Source organism: Cupriavidus necator N-1 (genome assembly GCF_000219215.1).
Lineage (GTDB): Bacteria > Pseudomonadota > Gammaproteobacteria > Burkholderiales > Burkholderiaceae > Cupriavidus > Cupriavidus necator.
Window position 1 is genome coordinate 1,092,575 of the sequence record NC_015727.1, and the last position, 19,778, is coordinate 1,112,352.

The 19,778-nt window shown below is 59.7% G+C and carries 18 protein-coding genes and 4 pseudogenes; 7 read left to right on the forward strand and 15 right to left on the reverse strand.

Going from position 1 to position 19,778, the window contains the following annotated elements; all coding sequences use genetic code 11:
• Nucleotides 1-9 precede the first annotated feature (9 nt).
• From CNE_RS34935 to CNE_RS34955, 5 genes are all read right to left on the reverse strand, one after another.
• Entirely contained in the window at nucleotides 10-978 is a 969-nt protein-coding gene (locus tag CNE_RS34935; RefSeq protein WP_013959481.1) for a Bug family tripartite tricarboxylate transporter substrate binding protein, read from the reverse strand.
• A 67-nt stretch (nucleotides 979-1,045) separates the two neighbouring features.
• The gene (locus tag CNE_RS34940; protein WP_013959482.1) at nucleotides 1,046-2,386 is read right to left on the reverse strand and encodes an NAD(P)H-dependent oxidoreductase; all 1,341 of its coding nucleotides are present in this window, start codon (nucleotides 2,384-2,386) and stop codon (nucleotides 1,046-1,048) included.
• 31 nt (nucleotides 2,387-2,417) lie between these two features.
• The gene (locus CNE_RS34945) at nucleotides 2,418-4,112 is read right to left on the reverse strand and encodes an IlvD/Edd family dehydratase (protein ID WP_013959483.1); all 1,695 of its coding nucleotides are present in this window, start codon (nucleotides 4,110-4,112) and stop codon (nucleotides 2,418-2,420) included.
• Nucleotides 4,105-5,040, reverse strand: a complete 936-nt coding sequence (locus tag CNE_RS34950) for an NAD(P)-dependent oxidoreductase (protein WP_013959484.1) — start codon at nucleotides 5,038-5,040, stop codon at nucleotides 4,105-4,107. The genes CNE_RS34945 and CNE_RS34950 overlap by 8 nt, the downstream gene beginning before the upstream one ends.
• The gene (locus CNE_RS34955; protein WP_041229093.1) at nucleotides 5,037-5,420 is read right to left on the reverse strand and encodes a VOC family protein; all 384 of its coding nucleotides are present in this window, start codon (nucleotides 5,418-5,420) and stop codon (nucleotides 5,037-5,039) included. Before CNE_RS34955 ends, CNE_RS34950 begins: the two co-directional genes overlap by 4 nt.
• A 134-nt stretch (nucleotides 5,421-5,554) precedes the next feature.
• On the opposite strand from CNE_RS34955, the gene CNE_RS34960 reads away from it, so the two are divergent.
• The 4 genes from CNE_RS34960 (at nucleotide 5,555) to CNE_RS34975 (ending at nucleotide 9,566) form a co-directional block, all read left to right on the forward strand.
• Complete coding sequence (locus CNE_RS34960; protein WP_041229094.1) at nucleotides 5,555-6,487, forward strand: LysR family transcriptional regulator; 933 nt, start codon at nucleotides 5,555-5,557, stop codon at nucleotides 6,485-6,487.
• 186 nt (nucleotides 6,488-6,673) lie between these two features.
• Nucleotides 6,674-7,387 (forward strand): GntR family transcriptional regulator, encoded by a 714-nt coding sequence (locus CNE_RS34965; protein ID WP_238553161.1) that lies wholly within the window; start codon nucleotides 6,674-6,676, stop codon nucleotides 7,385-7,387.
• Between the two features lie 7 nt (nucleotides 7,388-7,394).
• The gene (locus CNE_RS34970) at nucleotides 7,395-8,480 is read left to right on the forward strand and encodes an isocitrate/isopropylmalate dehydrogenase family protein (protein WP_013959488.1); all 1,086 of its coding nucleotides are present in this window, start codon (nucleotides 7,395-7,397) and stop codon (nucleotides 8,478-8,480) included.
• Nucleotides 8,481-8,576: 96 nt separating this feature from the next.
• Nucleotides 8,577-9,566 (forward strand): Bug family tripartite tricarboxylate transporter substrate binding protein, encoded by a 990-nt coding sequence (locus CNE_RS34975; RefSeq protein ID WP_013959489.1) that lies wholly within the window; start codon nucleotides 8,577-8,579, stop codon nucleotides 9,564-9,566.
• Between the two features lie 142 nt (nucleotides 9,567-9,708).
• Here the strand turns inward: CNE_RS34975 and CNE_RS34980 are convergent.
• From CNE_RS34980 to CNE_RS35000, 6 genes and pseudogenes are all read right to left on the reverse strand, one after another.
• Nucleotides 9,709-10,049, reverse strand: a pseudogene (locus tag CNE_RS34980) (transposase); the annotation flags it as partial.
• Between the two features lie 196 nt (nucleotides 10,050-10,245).
• Nucleotides 10,246-10,584, reverse strand: coding sequence for a hypothetical protein (locus tag CNE_RS40875; RefSeq protein ID WP_041229095.1), 339 nt, complete (start codon nucleotides 10,582-10,584; stop codon nucleotides 10,246-10,248).
• A 47-nt stretch (nucleotides 10,585-10,631) separates the two neighbouring features.
• Nucleotides 10,632-11,156 (reverse strand): annotated as a pseudogene (locus CNE_RS34990) (recombination directionality factor); the annotation flags it as partial.
• On the reverse strand, nucleotides 11,105-11,428 hold the full coding sequence (locus CNE_RS43370) for a DUF7696 family protein (protein WP_080569657.1): 324 nt from the start codon (nucleotides 11,426-11,428) through the stop codon (nucleotides 11,105-11,107). The pseudogene CNE_RS34990 and the gene CNE_RS43370, both read right to left, overlap by 52 nt.
• Nucleotides 11,429-11,989: 561 nt before the next feature.
• Nucleotides 11,990-13,201, reverse strand: coding sequence for an NO-inducible flavohemoprotein (hmpA, locus tag CNE_RS34995; protein WP_013959494.1), 1,212 nt, complete (start codon nucleotides 13,199-13,201; stop codon nucleotides 11,990-11,992).
• Between the two features lie 430 nt (nucleotides 13,202-13,631).
• Entirely contained in the window at nucleotides 13,632-13,814 is a 183-nt protein-coding gene (locus CNE_RS35000) for a toxin-antitoxin system HicB family antitoxin (protein ID WP_063712362.1), read from the reverse strand.
• A gap of 443 nt (nucleotides 13,815-14,257) precedes the next feature.
• Here CNE_RS35000 and CNE_RS40720 point away from each other — a divergent pair, with 443 nt between their 5' ends.
• Nucleotides 14,258-14,548 (forward strand): hypothetical protein, encoded by a 291-nt coding sequence (locus tag CNE_RS40720; RefSeq protein ID WP_085959713.1) that lies wholly within the window; start codon nucleotides 14,258-14,260, stop codon nucleotides 14,546-14,548.
• Here the strand turns inward: CNE_RS40720 and CNE_RS40205 are convergent.
• The 4 genes and pseudogenes from CNE_RS40205 to CNE_RS35020 all read right to left on the reverse strand — a co-directional run.
• On the reverse strand, nucleotides 14,464-14,667 hold the full coding sequence (locus CNE_RS40205; RefSeq protein ID WP_238553229.1) for a plasmid pRiA4b ORF-3 family protein: 204 nt from the start codon (nucleotides 14,665-14,667) through the stop codon (nucleotides 14,464-14,466). The genes CNE_RS40720 and CNE_RS40205 overlap by 85 nt on opposite strands.
• Before the next feature lie 698 nt (nucleotides 14,668-15,365).
• Nucleotides 15,366-15,680, reverse strand: a complete 315-nt coding sequence (locus CNE_RS35010; RefSeq protein WP_013959497.1) for an H-NS histone family protein — start codon at nucleotides 15,678-15,680, stop codon at nucleotides 15,366-15,368.
• 502 nt (nucleotides 15,681-16,182) lie between these two features.
• Nucleotides 16,183-16,735 (reverse strand): annotated as a pseudogene (locus tag CNE_RS38825) (transposase); the annotation flags it as partial.
• Nucleotides 16,723-17,232: pseudogene (locus CNE_RS35020) on the reverse strand (IS110 family transposase); the annotation flags it as partial. The pseudogenes CNE_RS38825 and CNE_RS35020, both read right to left, overlap by 13 nt.
• 237 nt (nucleotides 17,233-17,469) lie before the next feature.
• Between CNE_RS35020 and CNE_RS43240 the strand changes: the two are divergent.
• Both CNE_RS43240 and hyfB read left to right on the forward strand, forming a co-directional pair.
• Nucleotides 17,470-17,745, forward strand: a complete 276-nt coding sequence (locus tag CNE_RS43240) for a ribbon-helix-helix protein, CopG family (RefSeq protein WP_013959501.1) — start codon at nucleotides 17,470-17,472, stop codon at nucleotides 17,743-17,745.
• A gap of 3 nt (nucleotides 17,746-17,748) precedes the next feature.
• Nucleotides 17,749-19,773, forward strand: a complete 2,025-nt coding sequence (gene hyfB / locus CNE_RS35030; RefSeq protein WP_013959502.1) for a hydrogenase 4 subunit B — start codon at nucleotides 17,749-17,751, stop codon at nucleotides 19,771-19,773.
• Nucleotides 19,774-19,778: the final 5 nt, after the last annotated feature.

The following is a 19,778-nucleotide window of genomic DNA, read 5'->3' on the forward strand; positions in this document are numbered from 1 at the left end:
AAGTTATTGTTATTCTGCGGTGATTTTTCCGTCCTTAATCACCTTCGCCCATATAGCGAGTTCTTGGGTCACGAATTTGTCCAAAGTTGGAGGATCCATGTAGGCAGCAAAGCCACCCTGCTCCTCAATCTTCTTCTTATACTCCGGGCTTTCCGCGATTTTCTTAATGGATGCGGAGAGCTTCTTGACGATGTCCGGAGGTGTGCCTGCCGGCGCGAATACCGCAAACCAGGACTCCACTTCGTAGCTTGGCAAGCCCGCTTCGGCAGAAGTTGGTACATCAGGCATCGAAGGATGGCGCTTTGGCCCCGTGTAAGCCAGTGCCTTGATTTTTCCGGCCTTCACCTGACCGATTACCGAAGGCGGCGTCGTCACGAACATGTCGACCTGGCCGCCAATAAGGTCGCTCACCACTGGGCCGGCACCCTTATACGGAACGTGTGTTACCGGGACCTGCGCTTGATTGCCGAACATGACGCCGGCGATATGCTGGATGGAGCCATTGCCCGATGACGCAAAGAACAAGCCTCGATTGTCCTTCTTGCCAAAGGCAATCAGGTCGCGCAGGTTCTGAGCTGGTATCTTGCCACTGACAGCGACGACATGCGGGGCACGCATCACCAGCGCTACAGATGCGAAGTCCTTAGGCTTCCAGCGCGCTTGGGGAAACAGCGCCGGATTGCCCACGTGATAGCCGGAGTACTGCATGAGGAGCGTGTACCCATCCGGCTTGGCTCGTGCGACCGCTTCTGTACCAATGTTGCCGCTTGCACCAGGCCGGTTCTCAATCACGATAGGCTGCCCCAAGTCCTTGGCGAGCTGCTCGCCGATCAGCCGCGCGACGATATCTGTCGACCCAGCGGGTGCGCTCGGGACAATCATCGTGACAGGCTTGGTGGGGTAGGCGTCCGCGGCGGACACTTGCGATGCAGCCGCCAGCACGATCGCCGTCGCGGAGATTTTCACACTCCATTTCATTTTTCGTCTCCTACAGACTTATACGCCGGAAAGGTCTGGCCATCCCGGCTTTGTCATTGGTTTTCTGTCACTTCTGGAACAGTGCTTCCATCTCTTTACGAACGCGGTAAGCCGGTTGCTCTGCGTCGATGACCACGTCCTCCCATGTCAGGGACTGGTCCTTAGCTACATCGCGGCGGAGCTTGAGGTGATGGGCCAGACCCAGAGGCAGGCTGCCAACGCGGAGGGACTCCTTGGCCGGGAACAGCTTGCCGAAGACGGTGTAGCCGCCTTCGCCATCCAGCATTTCCCCTGCCTTCAAATCCCGCTTTGCAGTGGCAACAACATCAGCATTGAAGTGCTGGCCTACGCCGGTAGGCTCGCGACGCAGTCCAACGCTCGCGACGGAGATGCCGAGCTCCAAGCCGATGAGGTGCCATTTCTTGTACTGCACCATGCACTGGCCATTGGGATCGGTGAAGACTTGGTATTCCTTGAAGCAGCGTCGAATGTACTCAGTCGGTGCCTCGACGCAGACCCAGACGCCCTTGCGAATGTCGTAACCCACGGACGTTCCATCGGTGTTCAGCGACGACACTACGTCAACCACCCCCTTCTGCGACAGGACGCCGCCATCCGACTTGAGCCGCATGACCGTGGGAATCTGCTCAACGGACGCCGGCGCAAAGGTGATACCTTCGGCTTGAACCTGAAGACCGGTGGCATTCGCAATCGCCGTACTTTCGATTGCCGGCTTAGAGCCGTCGAGGAAGGCATTGAACATCTTCGGATTCATGCCACCGATGCGAGCCTGCTCGGCCGTCACGCCCCAGTGGTCCCAGACCGTATCGGGCGTCGATTCGCGGAACTTGGGCAGCCACTTGTGGCCCCGCCCCGCGGCGATGATCGGGAACCCGCACGTACGGGCCCAATCGACCAGTTCGCAAGCCAGGCCTGGTTGGTCGCCATAGGCAAGCGAGTACACCACTCCTGCCTCGCGGGCACGATGAGCAAGCAGCGGACCGCAGAATGCATCGGCTTCCACGGTAACGTTGATGACGTGCTTACCGTGCTTGAACGCAGCCAGGCAGTGGTCGACAGCTGCGATCGGGTTACCCGTACATTCAATGATGATGTCGACGCCAGGATGCGCTACGAGCGCTTCCCAATCATCACCGACATGCGTCGAGCCCATGCGAACCGCATCATCCAGCGATGCGGCTTGAGCGCGACCAGCTTCCCAACCCACACGCTCTAGGCTGGCGTGGGCGTTTGCGGGTACCAGATCAGCAATACCCACCATGTGTACGCCCGGCGTGCGGGGTACTTGCGCCAGATACATCGATCCGAATTTGCCTGCGCCGATTAGGCCAACACGGATGGGCTTTCCTTGCTCGGCACGCGCGAGCAGCTGAGGATAGAAGTTCATGGTTAATTAGGTAAGGTTGAAACGAAAGGCGTCAGCTACGGGGCTGGGCGAGGAAGTCCAGGTCGCAGCCTTCAGGAGCCTGCAGTACGGTGCGCTGATAGAGCTCCTGATAGCCACCACGTTTCTGAGGCAGTGGCTTGCGCTCGCCAAGGCGGCGTGCGATTTCTTCAGGCTCGACCAGCAAGTCGATGCTCTTTTGAGACACCGACAAGCGAATCCGGTCGCCGTTGCGCACCGCTTCCAGAGGCCCCCCGGCCGCCGCTTCAGGAGATACGTGCAGAACGATGGTTCCGTAGGCGGTGCCGCTCATGCGTGCATCCGAGATGCGCACCATATCCTTAACGCCCGCCTTGGCGAGCTTGGACGGAATGGGCAAGTAGCCGGCTTCTGGCATCCCCGCGGCGAGCGGGCCGGCGTTCTTCAGCACCAGGATGTCGTCAGCGGTGACGTCGAGGTCGGGTGAATCGATGCGGTTTGCCAGGTCTTCCAGACCCTCGAACACCACGGCGCGACCTTCCTTCTCGAACAGAGCGGGCGTTGCCGCGGCGCGCTTGAAGATCGCGCCATCGGGTGCGAGGCTGCCGTGCAGTGCAATCAGGCCACCTACATCGCTTACCGGATCAGAGAAGGAGCGGATGACCTTCCGGTCCACCCAGCCAGCCGGTTCGTCAAGGCGTTCGCGCAGCGTGCGACCGTCAACGGTCAGGCAGTCCAGGTTCAGCAAGGGACGCAGCTCGCGGAGCACGGCGCCCATACCGCCCGCGGCATGGAAGTCCTCCATGTAGCCCTCACCCACCGGCTTGAGGTCAACCAGTACCGGGGTTTCATCAGAAATCTCATTGAGACGTTCCGGGCTGATGCGAATGCCGAGGCGACCGGCGACGGCAGTCAGGTGAATGATGGCGTTGGTCGAACCGCCGAGCGCCATCAGGATACGGAAGGCATTTTCGACCGACTGCTCTGTCATGATCTGCGAGGGCAGGATGGGCGAATGTGCAAGCCGTACGGCTGCCTTGCCGGTCTCCTCAGCGGCCACCAGACGTTGGGAGTCCACCGCGGGAATTGCAGCCGTACCCGGCAGGGACATACCAAGTGTCTCGGCGATGCACGCCATCGTGCTCGCGGTGCCCATGACGGCACAGGTGCCGGCAGTGGTGGCCAGACGCGTTTCGACCATCCGGATTTCTTGCTGGTCAATCTCTCCGGCTCGGAACTTGCCCCAGAAGCGGCGGCAATCCGTACATGCGCCCAGTCGCTCACCCTTGTGCCGCCCCGTGGACATTGGGCCGGTGACCAGTTGGATGGCGGGAAGATTGGCGGAAGCGGCGCCCATCAGCTGCGCCGGCACCGTTTTGTCGCAGCCACCAATCAGGACGACGGCGTCCATCGGTTGGGCCCGCACCATTTCCTCGACGTCCATCGACATCAGGTTGCGGTACACCATGCTGGTCGGGTTGAGGAACACCTCACCCAGGGACACCGTGGGGAACATCCGCGGCAAGCCGCCTGCCGCGAGCACGCCGCGCGATACCGCTTCTACGAGTTGCGGCATGTAGCGGTGGCAGTTGTTGAAATCGCTGGGCGATGCCGCGATGCCGATAACCGGTTTCGACAGCAATTCTCCCGAGATGCCCATCGAATGCGCCATCGAGCGGCGCAGGTAACGCGCGAAGTCGCGGTCACCGTAGTTTGTCAGTCCGTTGTCGAGGCCAAGCGGTTCAGCCATGTTCCTTCTCCGTCTGGGGTGCTGCGGCGCTGAACTGCACGGCCAGCATATCTTCAAAGAATCGAGTCATCGAACCCTTGTCGCTGGCTCCGTGGCCAGCCAAAAGGCTCATTTGGTAGGTGGCAGTGGCTGCAGCAAGCACCGGCATCGGGATGCAATGGCGAGCGCCGAGCTCGGCGGCGCTGACCAAGTCCTTGTAGGCGGCCTGAAGCGGGTAGCCATCGCTGAAGTAGCGCGCCAGGATGCGGGGGAGGAAGAACTCCGATGCGTAGCTACGGCCCGTGCCACTATTGATGACCGACGCAATCTTTTCCGGGTCAAGTCCCATGCGTCGAGACATGGGGAGAATTTCTGCAAGTGCTGCGCAGTTGATGTCGAAGAGCAGCTGATTCACAAGCTTCGTCAGCTGCCCGCTGCCGGCCTCGCCCATGTAGAGTATGTTGTTGCCCATACGCTCAAGCCACGGTTTCACCGTCTCGAACGTCTCCTGCGAGCCGCCACACATAACAGTCAGGGTGCCGGCTTCCGCGCGCGATTGCATTCCCGACACCGGGGCATCCAGGAATGCAAGATTGCCTTCCGCCAGACGCGAATGGATATCCAGCGTGGCGCCATGCTCCATCGTGCTCGTATCGACAATGATGGAACCGGGACGGAGCAGGCTCGTCAGTCCGCCGTCGCCAAACAGCACGTCCATGACAGCCGCCGTGCCTGGCAAGCTCAGGAACACAATTTGCGCATCAGTGAGGCCAGCTAGGGAGTCCGCCGTCGTAGCACCAGCTGCCTGCAATTCCGGATAGGCGTCCTGCACTTTCGACGTGACTAGCAGGTCCGTATCGGCATGCAGGAGGTTTAGGGCCATCGGCTTGCCCATCTGGCCGAGGCCAACGAAGCCAACGATGGTGCGCTCGGAGTTCGCGGCAGTCATGCGTCGGCCCTCTCGGAGATCTCAATCAAATTCAGGTCGGGATCGCGCAGGTAAATCGAACGAATGCGGTAGTTCGCGCCGGTACGTGCGACCGGCCCTTCGATAATCTGGGCGCCGCGAGCATTCAGCTGCGCGATGACGTCATCGAGGGGAATCGCTGCAATGAAGCAGAGGTCAAGGGCGCCCGGCACGGGTAGGTGAGCCTTAGGCTCGAACTCCTTGCCTTTCACGTGCAGATTGATTTTCTGCTCGCCGAACTTGAATGCCTTGCGGCCTTCACCAAATGTCTCGAGCTTCATGCCCAGCAGCCCCACGTAAAACTCAACGCACGCTTCTTCGTTGCCGGTCGTTAAGACAAGATGGTCCAAGTGATGAATCATTAGCGTCTCCTTCTTGCAATTTTGCGAATGACCCAAATGTATGCTTGGCGAAAGCTGGGAAGGAATGCCTAATTTCGCATGCACCCTTCTCATTTTGCGAAGCCGCTCCTCTGTGGGACTGCTAAGATGTGGATATGTCACAGGAACTCATCAATCCCGCACGTGTTGATTTCGTCACTTTGCGACTGTTCTGCGCAGTGGCTCAGACGGGCAGCATCACCAAGGGCGCGGAGCGGTGTAGCTTGGCGCTATCGGCCGCAAGCAGAAGGATTTCGGACTTCGAAGCCGCCTCGAAGGCCATCCTGATGGAGCGAACTGCTCACGGCATTCGGCTGACGCCCGCAGGCCATGTCGCGCTTCAGCACGCAATGCGGCTTTTCCAGGGCTTCGAACTTTTCAGCAATGAGCTAAGCGAGTACTCGCATGGGTCTCGAGGGCATGTTCGACTCTGGGCGAACATGTCCGCCCTGGTCGAATTCCTGCCTTCTGCGCTAGAGCGCTTCTTGCACCTTTACCCAGACACCCGGGTCGAGGTTGAGGAGCAACTCAGCGGTGACATAGTTCGCGCAATCGTGGAAGGATTGGCAGATGTCGGCATATTCGTCGAGGGTGCGCCAACACACGGCCTGAACGTCATCCCCTATCAAACTGACCGGCTCGTTGTCCTTTGCTCGAAGACGCACCCCTTGGCCGAGGCGGACGAAATCGACTTCCGCAGCTGTCTTTCTTATGACTTCGTGGGCCTGAATCGCGGCAGCTCGCTGCTCAACACCATCTCTACTGCGGCGCATGACATTGGCTTTCCCTTGCGGCTGCGCATCCAGGTTCGAAGCTTTGACGCCATGTCCGAAATGATTGCTTCGAATTTGGGAATAGGTGTACTTCCCCTCGGAGCATGCTTTCGAAAGCTCGAGCCGTGGGGCCTGAAAGCGATTCGACTCGTCGATGACTGGGCAGAGCGAAGGCTGCTCATCGCCACGAGCGCCTCCCGCGCTTTGTCTGGCTCAGCGGCGCTTCTCGTCGAGCATCTGAGCAAGACGCCTGATGAAATTGCTGACGGCCATTAGGCCGACCTGTTTTCCGCTTTCCGCCCGCCCCTCACGAGCGCGCGCCCGTCCCTCCACTCCCCCTTGATCCATCGCTTCATCCAGCCAATACAACCTAGCGTGGAGTGCCGTATCCTGCGCACAGCCGCCTACCAAAGGGTTTTCCCCATCTAACCGAAAACAATGCATGCATTAAAGTATGCGTTAATGCATGCATTGTTGAGGCACGGCCTCACGCTGGAAATGAACGCCAAACCCTTGCCGGTCGCGTCGCTTGCCGACGCCGCATACGAAAAGATTCGCCAGCGAATACTGGATAACGAGTGGCCACCCGGCTATAGGGCGCTGGAGCAGGAAGTCGCTCTCGCCTTGGGAATGAGCCGTACGCCAGTACACGAAGCACTGGTGCGCCTGCACGCTGAGCGCCTCATCGACCTGATTCCGCGGCACGGAATGCTTGTATTGCCCGTTTCGCCGACAGATATGCGCGAGATCTACGAGGTGTTGACCGCGCTGGAATGCATGGCCGCCGAACTCGTCGCCCGCAAGAAGCCCACAACTAGTGACTTGGTGCCTTTGACCGAAGCGACCGACGAAATGGAGCGCGCGCTCGAGAACGATGACCTTGACGCGTGGGCGGCTGCAGATGAGGAGTTCCACGTCGCACTGCTCGACCTTGCCGACAACAAGCTGCTGGCAGAGGCGGTCATGAAGCATTGGGACCGGGCCCACCGAGCGCGCATGTTTTCCCTTCGTTTGCGCCCGAAACCTGTGAACTCGACTCGCGAACATCGCGCTCTGGTGGCGCGCTTGCTTGATGGTGACGCCGAAGGGGCTGCTCGGGAAAACCGTGCGCACCGGGAGCGCGCTAGTCGGGAACTGTTAGCAATCTTCGAGCAATTCAAGCTCGCACATATGTGAGGCACAAGTGACTAGCTACGACATCGCTGTTTTGCCTGGTGATGGTATTGGCGTTGAGGTAATGAACGCCGCCATGGAAGTTCTTCGCGCACTTGAGACGCGCATCGGTAGCAAGTTCACAATGACCGTACATCCCGCTGGCGCTCAGCTCTATTCCGAGACCGGCAATGCCCTACCCGATTCGACCCTGGACGCGTGCAGAAAAGCCCATGCCATTCTGTTCGGCGCGATGGGCCTCCCTCATGTTCGGGGCAAGGACGGCACCGAAGTCATTCCTCAATTGGACATCCGCTTCGCGCTGGACTTGTACGCCGGCGTCCGTCCCATCAAGACTTGGCAAGGCCTGCCGGTACCCCTGCGCGACCGACGTGCGGCAGAAATTGACCTCGTGCTGGTACGTGAAAGCACCGAAGGTCTCTTCTACGCACGCGGACGCGGAACTGTCGAAGGTTCGGGCGACGACTCGTACGCGTTGGATACGATGAAGATTACCCACAAGGGCACTGCTCGAGTGTGTGACTTTGCGTTCCGGCTCGCAGAGCAGAGAAAGGCGGCGGGAAAACGCGGCCATGTTACGAATGTGGACAAGGCCAATGTGTTTACGTCGATGGCCTACTGGCGGCAGATTTTCGAGCAGCGTGCGAAGGACTTCCCGAGCATCACGGTCGAGAACGCGTATGTTGACGCCATGGCGCTCAACCTGGTCATGAAGCCGTGGCAATACGACGTGCTTGTGACTGAAAACATGTTCGGCGACATCCTCTCGGACCTCATCGCGGCCCTGGTGGGCGGCATGGGCATGGCTCCGTCGGCTGACATCGGTGACGACCATGCGGTATTCCAGCCAGCTCATGGGACCGCGCCAGATATTGCAGGACGCGGCATTGCCAACCCAAGTGCGATGCTGCTTTCTGCAGCAATGATGCTCGATTGGCTCGCCGTACGCCACGACGACCCGGCGCTTGTCGATGGAGCTCGCGCAATCGAGAAGGCACTCCAAACTTCGTTCGAAAAGAAGGAAGTTCTGCCGTTTGACTTCGGTGGTTCGAGCACAACGGCCGATATTGCCAACGCGGTACTCCGCCACCTGTGACGCTATAAGCGGACGCCCAACACAAGACAGATACCAGGGCGTCCTCGCCTCGCTAGGAGACAACGCACCTACGGGTGCTTCATTGAGGAATAGCAAATGACTGACGTTCGTATGTCGCGCCGGCAGTTTATCGCGCTACCGGTAGCTGCCGCATGCCTGACCCTGCCCACCCTTCCCGCTTTCGGGCAGAGTTTTCCGACTCGTCCCATTAAGATTGTCGTGCCCTCCCCTCCTGCCGGCACAACGGACCTGATTGCACGGGCCGTTGGCAGCCGGATGCAAGGTACTTGGCGGCAGCCCGTTGTCATTGAGAACAAGCCTGGCGCAGGCTTGCGCCTGGGTGCCGAGTATGTAGCAAAGTCCCAGCCGGATGGCTACACGCTGCTGCTCGCAGCAGTCCACCATTCCATTGCTCAAGCAGTCTACAAAAAGCGGAGCTACGACCTTGAGAAGGATCTGACTCCCGTTAGCATCATCGCGGTCGTTCCGAACGTCCTTATCGTGCCTGCGTCGTTGCCGGTCAAGAACGTAAAGGAGTTCATCGCCCTCGCCAAGTCACAGCGAGGAAAGTTGTCGTACGGGAGCACCGGCAACGGGACCGCTCACCATCTTATCGGCGAACAGTTCAACGACATGGCCGGAACCAAGCTCCTGCACGTTCCCTACAAAGGGAGCGCTCCTGCGCTAACGGATTTGATGGGCGGACAGATACAGGCGATGTTTGACACGGCGTCGTCGTGCTTGCCGTACATTACCTCCGGTAAAGTCCGCGCACTCGCCGTAACCTCTGCAAAGCGGTCAGTAGCACTTCCCGATGTGCCCACGCTTTCCGAGTCTGGCCTGGCTGGTTTCGACATCGCGACTTGGTTCGGCCTCATGGCACCGGCCGGTACTTCTAAGGATGTCGTTGCACAGTTGCAGAAGGAGACAGCCAGGATGCTGGCACTTCCGGAAATGCGTGAGCAGCTGACCAAAGCGGGCGCCGAGCCCGTAGGCAGCACGTCAGAGCAGATGGCACAACAGATTCATGGAGAGGTCCAACGCTTCTCCACGCTAGCGAAGAAGGTCGATCTGGAGCTGGAATGAAACATGCATCGTCGAACCCGCCATACGTGGTAGTCGTCGAGTTCGCTGTAGAGAAAGAGAGGTCGGAGGAGTTCTTGCAACTCCTCCTGCAAAATGCCGGAGGTGTCAGCAATTCTGTGTGCTGAGGTCGGTTAAATAAATCTCAGCGTAGGGCGTTGGTGAAGCGGTCACCGAAGAGAATGGCGAACTGGTTGGCCGCTTGTTTCCAGGTGATGGGCGGCATCTTCCAATCTTTCTCGATGTTGCGCAAGGCCAGGTACAGCAGCTTGCTGGCGGCTTCGTCGCTGGGGAAGTGGCTCCGGTTCTTGACGATCTTGCGCAACTGCAGTGCATGCTCTCGATGGCATTAGTGGTGTAGATGATTCTGCGCACTTCCGGCGGATAGGCGAAGAACGGGATGACCTGCTCCCATTGCCGCCGCCACATGTCGGCCACCGTCGGGAATTTGCGGCCCCAGTCGCTGCCGGCAAAGGCATCCAGCGCATACGCTCGGCCAACTGCTTCTTGAGCAGGCCGGCCAAGCCTGATTCACCGAGAATCGACTCGGCACCTTGTTCTGTACCTGAGCCAGCAGTTGATCGATCAAATCATCCGGAAACAGCTTCGGCGCGCTCGATTTCTTGCTCTTCTTGGTCATGCTTGTTGTTTCGGTCATAAGGGCGTTTCTTTTGATATCGTCTCATGAGCTCAACACACAACAAATCTGACAGGCTCGTGGGGGCTCGCCCAACATTTCCAGCTCCTGCAGCATCAGGTCCGCGATGGCCTGCGGCTCCGCGTGCTCGAGCATCGACAGACGATCCAGCAATGGATTGGTGTCGACTTGCGTCAACTCGCCCCAGCGCGTCATCTTCTCCGACAGGCTGGCGGCACCGCTGATGCCCTCGGCGCGGCTGCGCACGGCTGGCAACACCCTCCCCTCGAGCTTGACCTCGGCCGCACCGGCACACAGGGCGCCTATGGCGTCGCGATCGACTATTTGGCGGTGCTCCTCGTCCACGACCCAGCGGATACGCACGAACTTGTCGGACCGCTTCAGCTGCGACGCGAGCGAGCTGCGCCATGTCGGGCGGCCCGTCGAAGTCGATGCACGGCGTCGACTTCCGGCGCCGCGTACATCTTGCAGTACCGTTTGCCATCCGCGCCGTACTGCGAGAAGTACTGCAGGCCCCGTGCGTTCCACGCCTTCAACTGGTTGGGCAGGTTCGCCATCCAGTCGTCGAAGGCGAAGACAACCGGGAAGCGCCACAGCTTCAGGCCATCGCAGCGATCCTCGCCGTACTTCTGAAGGATTTCGTCGACGGTGTTGGTGAAGTCCGAACCACGGCAGGTGAACCAACCGGTGTTCTTGGGCGCCAGCGCGTTGCGCAGCTTGGTCTTGCGCTCGATCTCGTTGCCGATCGCCTCGAAAGACTCGCCGAGGGCGAGCATAGCGTCATGCATCTTGACCGCCTCCGGGTTGGCCTTGGTGGCCTTGGTGAGAACCTTGATACCGGGGCGGATCTCGCCAATGATGGGCGGCCGCGCGGGCTGCTTTTCTATGAGACTGCGGGGATGCCCGAAGTCGGTGTAGCCAATGGTTCGTTGCATAGTGCGCTTCTCCTGCGTTCAAGGACTTGAACGACGGCAGCGCGAATGGACGCAGCATGCTCCCGAAGACGCAGGGCTGTGTCGGCCCCGCGCCGGGTCGTTACTTGGGAAAGGAACGCCGCTTGGGCGGGCTCCGCTAGACAGGCCACATGAGCGGCTTCACACAAACTGAGCCACGTACTGGGCTGGCCGACATAGTCGGACCGCCGGCGGGCGAGCATGGCCGCAATCGCGGCACGAATCTCGGAATTCTGTTCGATGGCAGACAGCATGCTCAGCTCCTGTGTCGAGGGTTCCTACAAACAAAAAAAGCCCGCTCCGGCAATGCGGAAGCGAGCTTGTTTGCAGGAAAACCCGTTGCCACACCCCTTCCGGGGGCGTGGCAACCAGGGAGCTGTGCGCCAATGCGCATGCTCTATGAGGACGTAAGAGTCGTCCTCGTGCAGCAGGGTCACGCTGCACTTTAGAACACGAGGTTCACCGCAGGATCACGGATCAGCCGACGACGGCCGTTCTGCCCAAGAGGGGCCAAGAGAGAGACGCCACTTGGTCCCGAGCTCGAACGGTGTCCACAGTCTCCGCAATTCCCGGGCCAGGGCTAACAGGAACACAGGTGCTCGCCTGTTGGGTCAGCCGATCTTTCTTGAGAAGTCGGCGGTCGACGGATAGTAGTGCCGCTTCAGGCTGCAGCATGGTCAGGTTGTAATGGCCGGATACGGCAGCCAGCGCGCGTAACCTTGTCACCAGCCGCATGGTCGCCGTATGCCGTAGATTGTGCCAATGGGAAGCATTCCTGGCAGCCTGTACCCTGACTGCTCCCCACCGCCGTCCTGCTATTCAGCAAAAAGGTCTGGACCAAACACTTCGTAATGGATGCATCCCTCATGGACGCCCAGCTTCTTGAGTGCATCATGCTGCATCCGCATAAACGGAATCGGACCGCAGATGTAATAGTCGGCGTCAGGCAGCAGGATCGATTTCTCGATCAGCTTCACATCGACCAATCCCGGGTAGTCGTAGTCCCGGCCTTGGACATCTTCCGATAGCGGCTGGTCATAGAACACAAAAAGATCGAAGTTTTCGTACGCCTTAGCTGCCTCGCGCAGCCGGTCACGCATGGCGTGTACGGCACTGTTGCGTGCCCCATGCACAAAAACCACTTGCCTCGGCGGTTCCTGCAATGCGTTCTTGAGCATGCTGATCATGGGTGTCAGCCCCACGCCGCCGCTGATCAATACGATAGGTGTTCTCGCATTGACATCGATATGGAAGCTCCCGTACGGCGCAGCCAGCCTGACCTCATCCCCGACATTGACGTGATCGTGCAGCAGGTTCGAAACATAGCCCGGTGGCTGCGTCCCGCCAGCTTCCCGTTTGACGGAGATGCGATAGCTGCGTCCGTTTGGCATATCCGACAGGCTGTACTGGCGAATTTGCTGCAAGCCGAGCGCGGGCACATCAATCGCGACACTGGTGTATTGGCCGGGTTCGAAGTTCAACAACGGACCACCATCGACCGGCTCAAGGATAAATGACGTGATCACGTCGCTTTCGGGGCGTTTCTCGCGAACCACAAAGTTGCGCCATCCCTTCCAGCCGCCCGGTTGTTCCGCAGAACGCTCGTATAACTCGCTTTCCATGCCCATCAGGACATCGGCCAGATTCCCATAGGCTTGCGCCCATGCGGAAATAATGTCGTCGGTTGCGGCATCGCCCAAGACTTCCTTGATCGCTGCCAGCAGGTGTTCCCCAACAATGGGGTATTGTTCCGGCCTGACGCCGAGACTCGCATGCTTGTTGGCAATGTTCTTCAATACGGCCAGCAGACTGCTCGGGTCCTCGATATTCTCGGCATATGCATAGACCGCCCGCGCCAGCGCCTGTTGCTGCTGGCCTTGTTCCTGATGAGCCATGTTGAACACATTCTTCAGTTCGGGATGCGCTTCGAACATGCGCTTATAGAAGCACTTGATGATGTCGTAACCGTGTGCGGCCAGAACCGGTGCCGTGGCCTTTACGATGTCCTTTGTCTGCTGGGTCAGCATTGCCTCTCTCCTTACGCGGGCGTGGGGGGTCGCCAAATTGGGAAGGCTAGACGGTGGCCCAATCTCGCCGCCTTGATCAAGGTCAAGTCTAGGTGAGACGTTCTTGACGGGGCAACGCGCAGTGGTTGTTGAAGGCTTGAGCGATGCCACTACCTGGCGGAGATCGAAGTCGTAAGGGTCTTCCGCAATTTGTGTGACGACGGCGAACTCGCGTGGAAGATCTTGCCGTCGTCTCCCCCGCCCCACTACCACTTTTCTTCTGCTTGTTGACAAACGTGGGCGAGCCCGCCAGCCTCGTCGAACGGCTCCAATGATTCTCTGAACTCGTTGATTTTTTTATGCGCCAAATTCCTTATGCGGCACTTTCATGTTGTCAGGCGGCAGTATGGTGCCCACGCCGCTTTCACCGGGAAATTTGGATCCACATTTCCTATGCCAGAACCGCCAGGCGAGCGCTGACCAGACGGTTAATGCTGACGCCTTGCTCCGCCGCCTGAGTCGCCAAGGAACGATGCAACTCCGGCGGGATGCGAAGCGATAGGACTCCGCTATATTGCTTATCCGCCAGCGGGATCAAGAACGATGCCCAGATTAGAGTCGGCGGTGAATCCATTACGCAGTCGCCTCGTCGCGGAGAATAAGCTTGTGGATTATCGGAGAGCGCGGGTGGGACGACCTCCCGTGCATCGATCTTCGAAGCGTAGGGCCTCCCCTCTTGTACGGTCTTGTGTTTTTGTCAACGTGATCTATTGTGAATTGGCGTCTGTGTCGGCAAGCATCCGAGGCTGGCGTAGCTGAAGAATCAACACGCACGATTTAGCACCCAAGAGAGGGAACATCATGCTTCGCGGACTATTCATACTCCTTTGCTTCTGCCTTGGAACATTGTCCGCAGCACAGACCAAGGGAGAACCTGAAAAAAGCATCGAGCAAGGCCCCCTGGAGAACCGGGTTAAGACCCTTGCGTCCATACAACCAGGGCTCGGGACTGTGATGCATGAGATGGGTTACCGTTTTACTAATATCTATTGGGCAGCCAATGGTGGCAATTAGAGCTTGGCGCAATACCAGCTCAAGGAGCTTCTTGAAGCTCAGGAAGTGGGAGAAATAACCAGACCGCAGCACGCACCAATGCTAAAGGCCAATGAGGAAACCTACCTCGCACCGCTGGCTCAAGCCATTGAAAAGCAAAACATCAACCAATTTAATCACCGTTTCTCGGCGGCGGTGAACGGTTGTAACGCGTGTCATACCGCATTGGGCTATGGCTTCATTCTGTTTAAGGTACCAAAGCTGCCGAAGCAGGAGTTTCTTGACTTTTCCCTCAAGACCGACCCCAAGCGCTGACGTTCGCTCAGCGTCAGGGCGGTTGTCACCATGGAAAACCGCGTAGCGCCCTCACGGGCTTCGCCGTACCGCCGGCCACGAATGGTGAACTGATGCAGATGTTCGTCCGTCCAGCCCATGACCGCCTGGATGACAGGCGTGTGGCTGCCCAAGGGCAATGTGCTCGGAATAGACGATAGTGCCCATCAAATTTAACCCGCTTCCGTGGATCGCGTCATAGCCAACCAACTTGCTGCATAGCATGCCGAGCACATCAATTTCGCTCTGCTACTCGACCTTCTGGAAGAACAGGTAGGCGTCTTTCACCGGGGAGAGCGGCCAAAATAGCTGGCACCCTGGCATCATCACTGGCGAGCGTGCCTTGGCCAGCGTGACGGACCCATTCATGCAGCGGCTGGCCGCCGGCCAGCGCCGCCACCGCGCACGGCACCACGGTGTCGAAATCGATGGGGCAGACGCCGCTTTTAGCCGCCTCTTTCTTTTGGGGATCCGACACGCCCCGCTACGCAGGAATGCGGGACGACTGCCGGCCCAGGCGCCTTGGCGAATACGAAGCGCGGGCAACTCACAGCGGTTAATCGATTTTTCGTTCTACGGCTCTCTTCTACCGGATCGCGAGCTTTTTTGCGCCGCGGCATCGAGGAGAACGTTGATCGCCCACGTCGCGGGCGCCGTCACGGAGTGCAGCCATTTCCGTCAGCGGATGTCTCGGCAGGCTCGTGGACGCGGCGAAAATCCTCCTTAGCCTGCCTCCCCCACGTCCTCTTCGGAGGTCCTATCAAGTCGCCGGCGCGCGTGGGGGCCCGCGTGCGACCGGTCATTCCTGCGGGATGAGGAAACGCTCGGGACGTTTGCCCAACCATGCAGGCGCCCGGCCTCGTCCGGACCAGGTTTTCCCGGTCTTGGGATCCATATACTTCGGCGGCAGCGGCTCCTTTTCCGCGGGAGCGGAGGCGGTACCGGCGGGCCTGCCCCGACGGCGCCGCGGCGCGACATCTTCCGGCGACAGACCATACTGAGACATCAAGCCGCGAATCTGTTCGATGACGCTCGCGACCTCGGTGGCGCGTGCCTCTTCGATCTGTGCTTCCAAAGCTTGTTTTTGCACAATCAGTTCTTTATACGTCGCCATCTCTTCGTCTCCAATTTTCAAGTCACGATTGACTTATACGCATTTTAAAGTCGGTCCGCAAGGTGTTCTCTAGATACTGATATGACTTCCCGTGTCAATCGGGATTGGTCTTTGGTTTCTGGTTTGTGCGTTTGATCTGAATTTCCTGAGGGCAACGTAGCAGTAAGTCTCGACGGTGGCTCACACTGGATATTCGCGGGTTGGCTACCGCATTACAGAGGTCTACCTGGACGTCCCCCGTTTGCGAAGGTTTTCGTGCGCGCTGACTGACAGGATAGGTTGCAGCTCTACATTCGGCCTTGTTGCAGCCTGACGCGCTGCGGGCCCCTATGAAATCCCCTGACTCGCACCTCATTCCGCCCACGAGCTAAAAGCTCTCTCTGTAATTCAGGTTTGGCGAGCCCCGGTCCGACCTGTGTTGTCATCGCATACGGTTGCCACCGCAACCTTTCAACGTGTCGTCCTGTAAAGGGTTATTGCTCTGGTACAGCACACACCGTGATCATGCCGGCTTCGTACTCACATGCTCTTTTTCATAGGGGCTGTTGTGGGCGAGAACTGCCCAGATTGTACGGGCCATCTTGTTGGCGAGCGCGACGATCGCGACGTTGGAATGCCGTCGTTTGACGAGCTGGGTACCCCATGCACCCGGATCCTTCGCATTAGGTATCACCTCGCTTACTGATGCCCAGCAACACGGTTTTCCGGCCCGTGCCCGTTTGTTTGGGAACCAGGCCGAGCCACGCCGCGAATTCCCGCCCGGACCTGAACGGCTTCGGATTACCCATGGTCGCGACGGCCGCGGTGGCGGTCAGGAGCCCGACGCCCGGTATGGCAGCAATCGCCTTGCATGCCTGGTCGTCTTTCAGCCATGCCTGCAAGCGCCGTTCAATGTCGGCGATCTGCCGGTCGAGCTTATCGAGGTCATTCCACTGCTCGCGCAGTGACTCGATGAGCATGCCGGGTAGTCGCCCGGCGAGTTTCTCCAGAACACCGGGGATTGCCTTGTCGAGCGCCGCTCGGCTCTTGCCCATCACTTCACCATGGCCTGCAAGCCCAGTACGGCCGGGGAGAAGCGCCAGTTGACCACTGCCTCGCGCAGGGCCGCTTCGAGACGGCTGCATTGCGCGATCCGGTCCTCGATAGCACGTCGATATTCGTCAAAGGCAAGTTGCTGCCACGCGCTATCGAACACAAAGGCGCTGATCCAGCGCCGGTGAGCTGTTCCCCAGTCGGCTCTGCCGCTGTAGCGGACCCCATGTGAAAGCAGAAAGGCCTTCAGCAGTTGGCGGGCGCGCTTCATATCGTCTTTGGCGTTGACCCAGGCGCGTGACAGATCCCGGAATGCTTCGTCCTCGACGCTGGGCACGTACACCGCCGACAGCCCTGCACGCAACGAGCGCACCAGCTTGACCGCATCGCGCCGATCGGTCTTGACGCGCTCTCCGGGTTTCTTCGGGATTAGCGACGGCGCGCACACCATGCATTCGAATCCCTTCCCTGCAAGCTGCCGGTAAAGGCCATATCCGCATGGGCCCGCATCGTCTACGAGGCGGGCCAGTTGGTCGCGCTCGAGCTTGCTTACCCGCACTGCCAGATGGCACAAGTGCGGCTGTTCGTGCGCCGGACGACCACTATCGGTGGCGGCCAACCGGCTGCTGACGGAAATCGAGAAAAACTTCTCGGTGTTCCGGAATCGGCCGGCCAACGCCTCTAGCCCTTTGGATTCGCATGACCATCATCTATGATGTGATTCATGTAATCATCGTATTGCCATCTTGAGGCTCCCATGGAGCAAAAGACCGCTCGGCTTACGCTGCTCATCGATCCCAACAAGAAGGCTGCCTTCGAGCGCCTTTGCGCACAGCAGGATCTGACCGCCTCGCAGGTGATACGGCGTCTTATCCGCGACTACCTGGCCCGGCATGGCGTCCAGTACGTCCCCAGCGGCGTGGACACCGACAAAGCGGAAGCCATGGGCAAAGAGAGGCCACCGGTCGGCGCGCCGTCGCGGCGCGACGCGAAACTTCCCGCCAAGCGCCGTGCGATCCGTCGCGGAGCCTGATCCATGAGCAGCGTGCCCCCTCTTACCCAATGGCTCCATCTCGACTGGATGCTTGTTGTGGTTGGGGCCTGGCTGCTTGTCGGCGTGGCAGGGGTCCTGGTGCTGCATCGGTTTGCCCTGGTATCCCATGTGCTATTCCCCATCGGGGGACTGCTAGGGCTGGCGCTGTTCGGTCTGGCGCTCCACGCCGTATTCCGCGCGCCTGAGGCTGCCGTGCTGCCCATTGGCCTGCCCGCACTGCCGTTCCACCTCCGGCTCGACAGCCTGTCGGCCTACTTCCTGATGGTAATGGGAGGGGTGGCGACCGGCATCTCGACGTTTGCGGCTGGCTACTTCCGCAAGGGCGAAGGCACGCCACCAGGCCTCCTTTGTCTTGAGTACCACCTGTTCCTCGCCAGCATGACCGGGGTGATCCTAGCAGACGATGCCTACTCTTTCATGGTGATGTGGGAAACCATGGCGTTGTCTTCATTTTTCCTGATGACCGCCAACCACCGCATCGCCGAAGTCCGCGCCGCCGGCTATCTCTACATCACGATGGCACGCATCGGAGCGATCGCCATCCTGCTGTGCTTTGGCGTGCTGCAGGCCAACACCGGCGACTATACGTTTGCCAGCATGCGAGGCCAGGCGCTGACGCCGCTCTGGGCCTCGGTCGGTTTCCTGCTGGCGCTGTTCGGATTCGGCGCCAAGGCCGGCGTCCTACCTTTGCACGTCTGGCTGCCGGAGGCGCATCCGGCTGCGCCGTCACCGGTGTCGGCAATGATGAGCGGCGTCATGCTCAACACTGCCATCTACGGCCTGCTGCGTGTGTCCTTCGACCTGCTGCATGTGCGTCTGTGGTGGTGGGGCGGATTGCTGCTGGCCATTGGATTGGCCACCGCGCTGTTCGGCGTGGTCTTTGCCGCGGTACAAACGGACATGAAGCGGCTTCTGGCTTATTCGTCGATCGAGAATATGGGCCTACTCTTCGTTGCCATGGGCCTGACACTGCTGTTTTCAGCCTACGGCATGGCGCCAATGGCCGCCCTGGCCCTGACAGCCGCGCTCTACCATGTCGCCAGCCATGCCTTCTTCAAGAGCCTGCTCTTTCTGGGAACCGGTAGCGTGCTGCATGCCACCGAGGAGCGAAGCCTCGGCAAGCTAGGCGGATTGATTCGCTATATGCCATGGGTGGGCTGGCTGACGCTGCTGGGCGTGTTGGCTAGCGCCGGGCTGCCCCCGCTCGGCGGTTTCGTCTCAGAGTGGCTGCTGCTGCAGAGCTTCCTGTTCACGCCGGGTCTCCCGGAACCGATATTGACCATGCTGATCCCGGTGGTAGCCGCGCTGATCGCGCTGGTGGCGGCACTGGCCGGCTACACCATGGTCAAGTTCTTCGGCGTGATCTTCCTCGGCCAGCCCCGTGAGCCCAAGCTGGCCTACGCGCACGACGCCGGCCGCTGGGAGCGCGCGGGCATGCTGTGGCTGGGGCTGGGTTGTATCGCGCTTGGCCTGCTGCCGACCCAGTTCGTCCAGCTGATCGATCCGGTGACGCAGCAGCTGGTGGCGAGCGGACTCGGCGCCCGGACCGCGGCCAGCGGCTGGCTGCTGGCGCCGACCGGCCTGGCTCAGGCCAGCTATGGGCCGGTCATTTTCCTGCTAGGCATCCTCGCCAGTTTTGCGCTCGCCTACCTGCTGGTGCGCCGCTTTTACCACGGTCGGCTTCGCCGCAGCCCGCCCTGGGCTTGCGGCTTCCCATGGAGCACCGCGCGCATGCAGGACACTGCCGAGGGTTTCGGACAGCCGATCCGCCAGATCTTTGAACCGTTTTTCCTGATGCGCCGCGATCTGCCGACGCCATTCGATGAACAGCCGCACTACCGGGTCACTGTGGCGGATCATTTTTGGCGCTGGATGTATGTCCCCGTGATCGATCTGGCGTCGTATCTGGCCCGGCTGATCGGCCTGATGCAACAGGGACGCATCTCGGCATACCTGCTGTACAGCTTCCTGACCCTGGCCGCCACGCTATTGGCTGTGATGCGATAAAGGTT

Bases quoted from the DNA above. Each gene is read 5' to 3' on its own strand.
- CNE_RS34935 (WP_013959481.1), bottom strand. From the start codon at position 978: ATGAAATGGAGTGTGAAAATCTCCGCGACGGCGATCGTGCTGGCGGCT.
- CNE_RS34940 (WP_013959482.1), bottom strand. From the start codon at position 2,386: ATGAACTTCTATCCTCAGCTGCTCGCGCGTGCCGAGCAAGGAAAGCCC.
- CNE_RS34945 (WP_013959483.1), bottom strand. From the start codon at position 4,112: ATGGCTGAACCGCTTGGCCTCGACAACGGACTGACAAACTACGGTGAC.
- CNE_RS34950 (WP_013959484.1), bottom strand. From the start codon at position 5,040: ATGACTGCCGCGAACTCCGAGCGCACCATCGTTGGCTTCGTTGGCCTC.
- CNE_RS34955 (WP_041229093.1), bottom strand. From the start codon at position 5,420: ATGATTCATCACTTGGACCATCTTGTCTTAACGACCGGCAACGAAGAA.
- CNE_RS34960 (WP_041229094.1), top strand. From the start codon at position 5,555: ATGTCACAGGAACTCATCAATCCCGCACGTGTTGATTTCGTCACTTTG.
- CNE_RS34965 (WP_238553161.1), top strand. From the start codon at position 6,674: ATGCATGCATTGTTGAGGCACGGCCTCACGCTGGAAATGAACGCCAAA.
- CNE_RS34975 (WP_013959489.1), top strand. From the start codon at position 8,577: ATGACTGACGTTCGTATGTCGCGCCGGCAGTTTATCGCGCTACCGGTA.
- CNE_RS43370 (WP_080569657.1), bottom strand. From the start codon at position 11,428: ATGCTGTCTGCCATCGAACAGAATTCCGAGATTCGTGCCGCGATTGCG.
- hmpA (WP_013959494.1), bottom strand. From the start codon at position 13,201: ATGCTGACCCAGCAGACAAAGGACATCGTAAAGGCCACGGCACCGGTT.
- CNE_RS35000 (WP_063712362.1), bottom strand. From the start codon at position 13,814: ATGGATTCACCGCCGACTCTAATCTGGGCATCGTTCTTGATCCCGCTG.
- CNE_RS40205 (WP_238553229.1), bottom strand. From the start codon at position 14,667: ATGGGCTGGACGGACGAACATCTGCATCAGTTCACCATTCGTGGCCGG.
- CNE_RS35010 (WP_013959497.1), bottom strand. From the start codon at position 15,680: ATGGCGACGTATAAAGAACTGATTGTGCAAAAACAAGCTTTGGAAGCA.
- CNE_RS43240 (WP_013959501.1), top strand. From the start codon at position 17,470: ATGGAGCAAAAGACCGCTCGGCTTACGCTGCTCATCGATCCCAACAAG.
- hyfB (WP_013959502.1), top strand. From the start codon at position 17,749: ATGAGCAGCGTGCCCCCTCTTACCCAATGGCTCCATCTCGACTGGATG.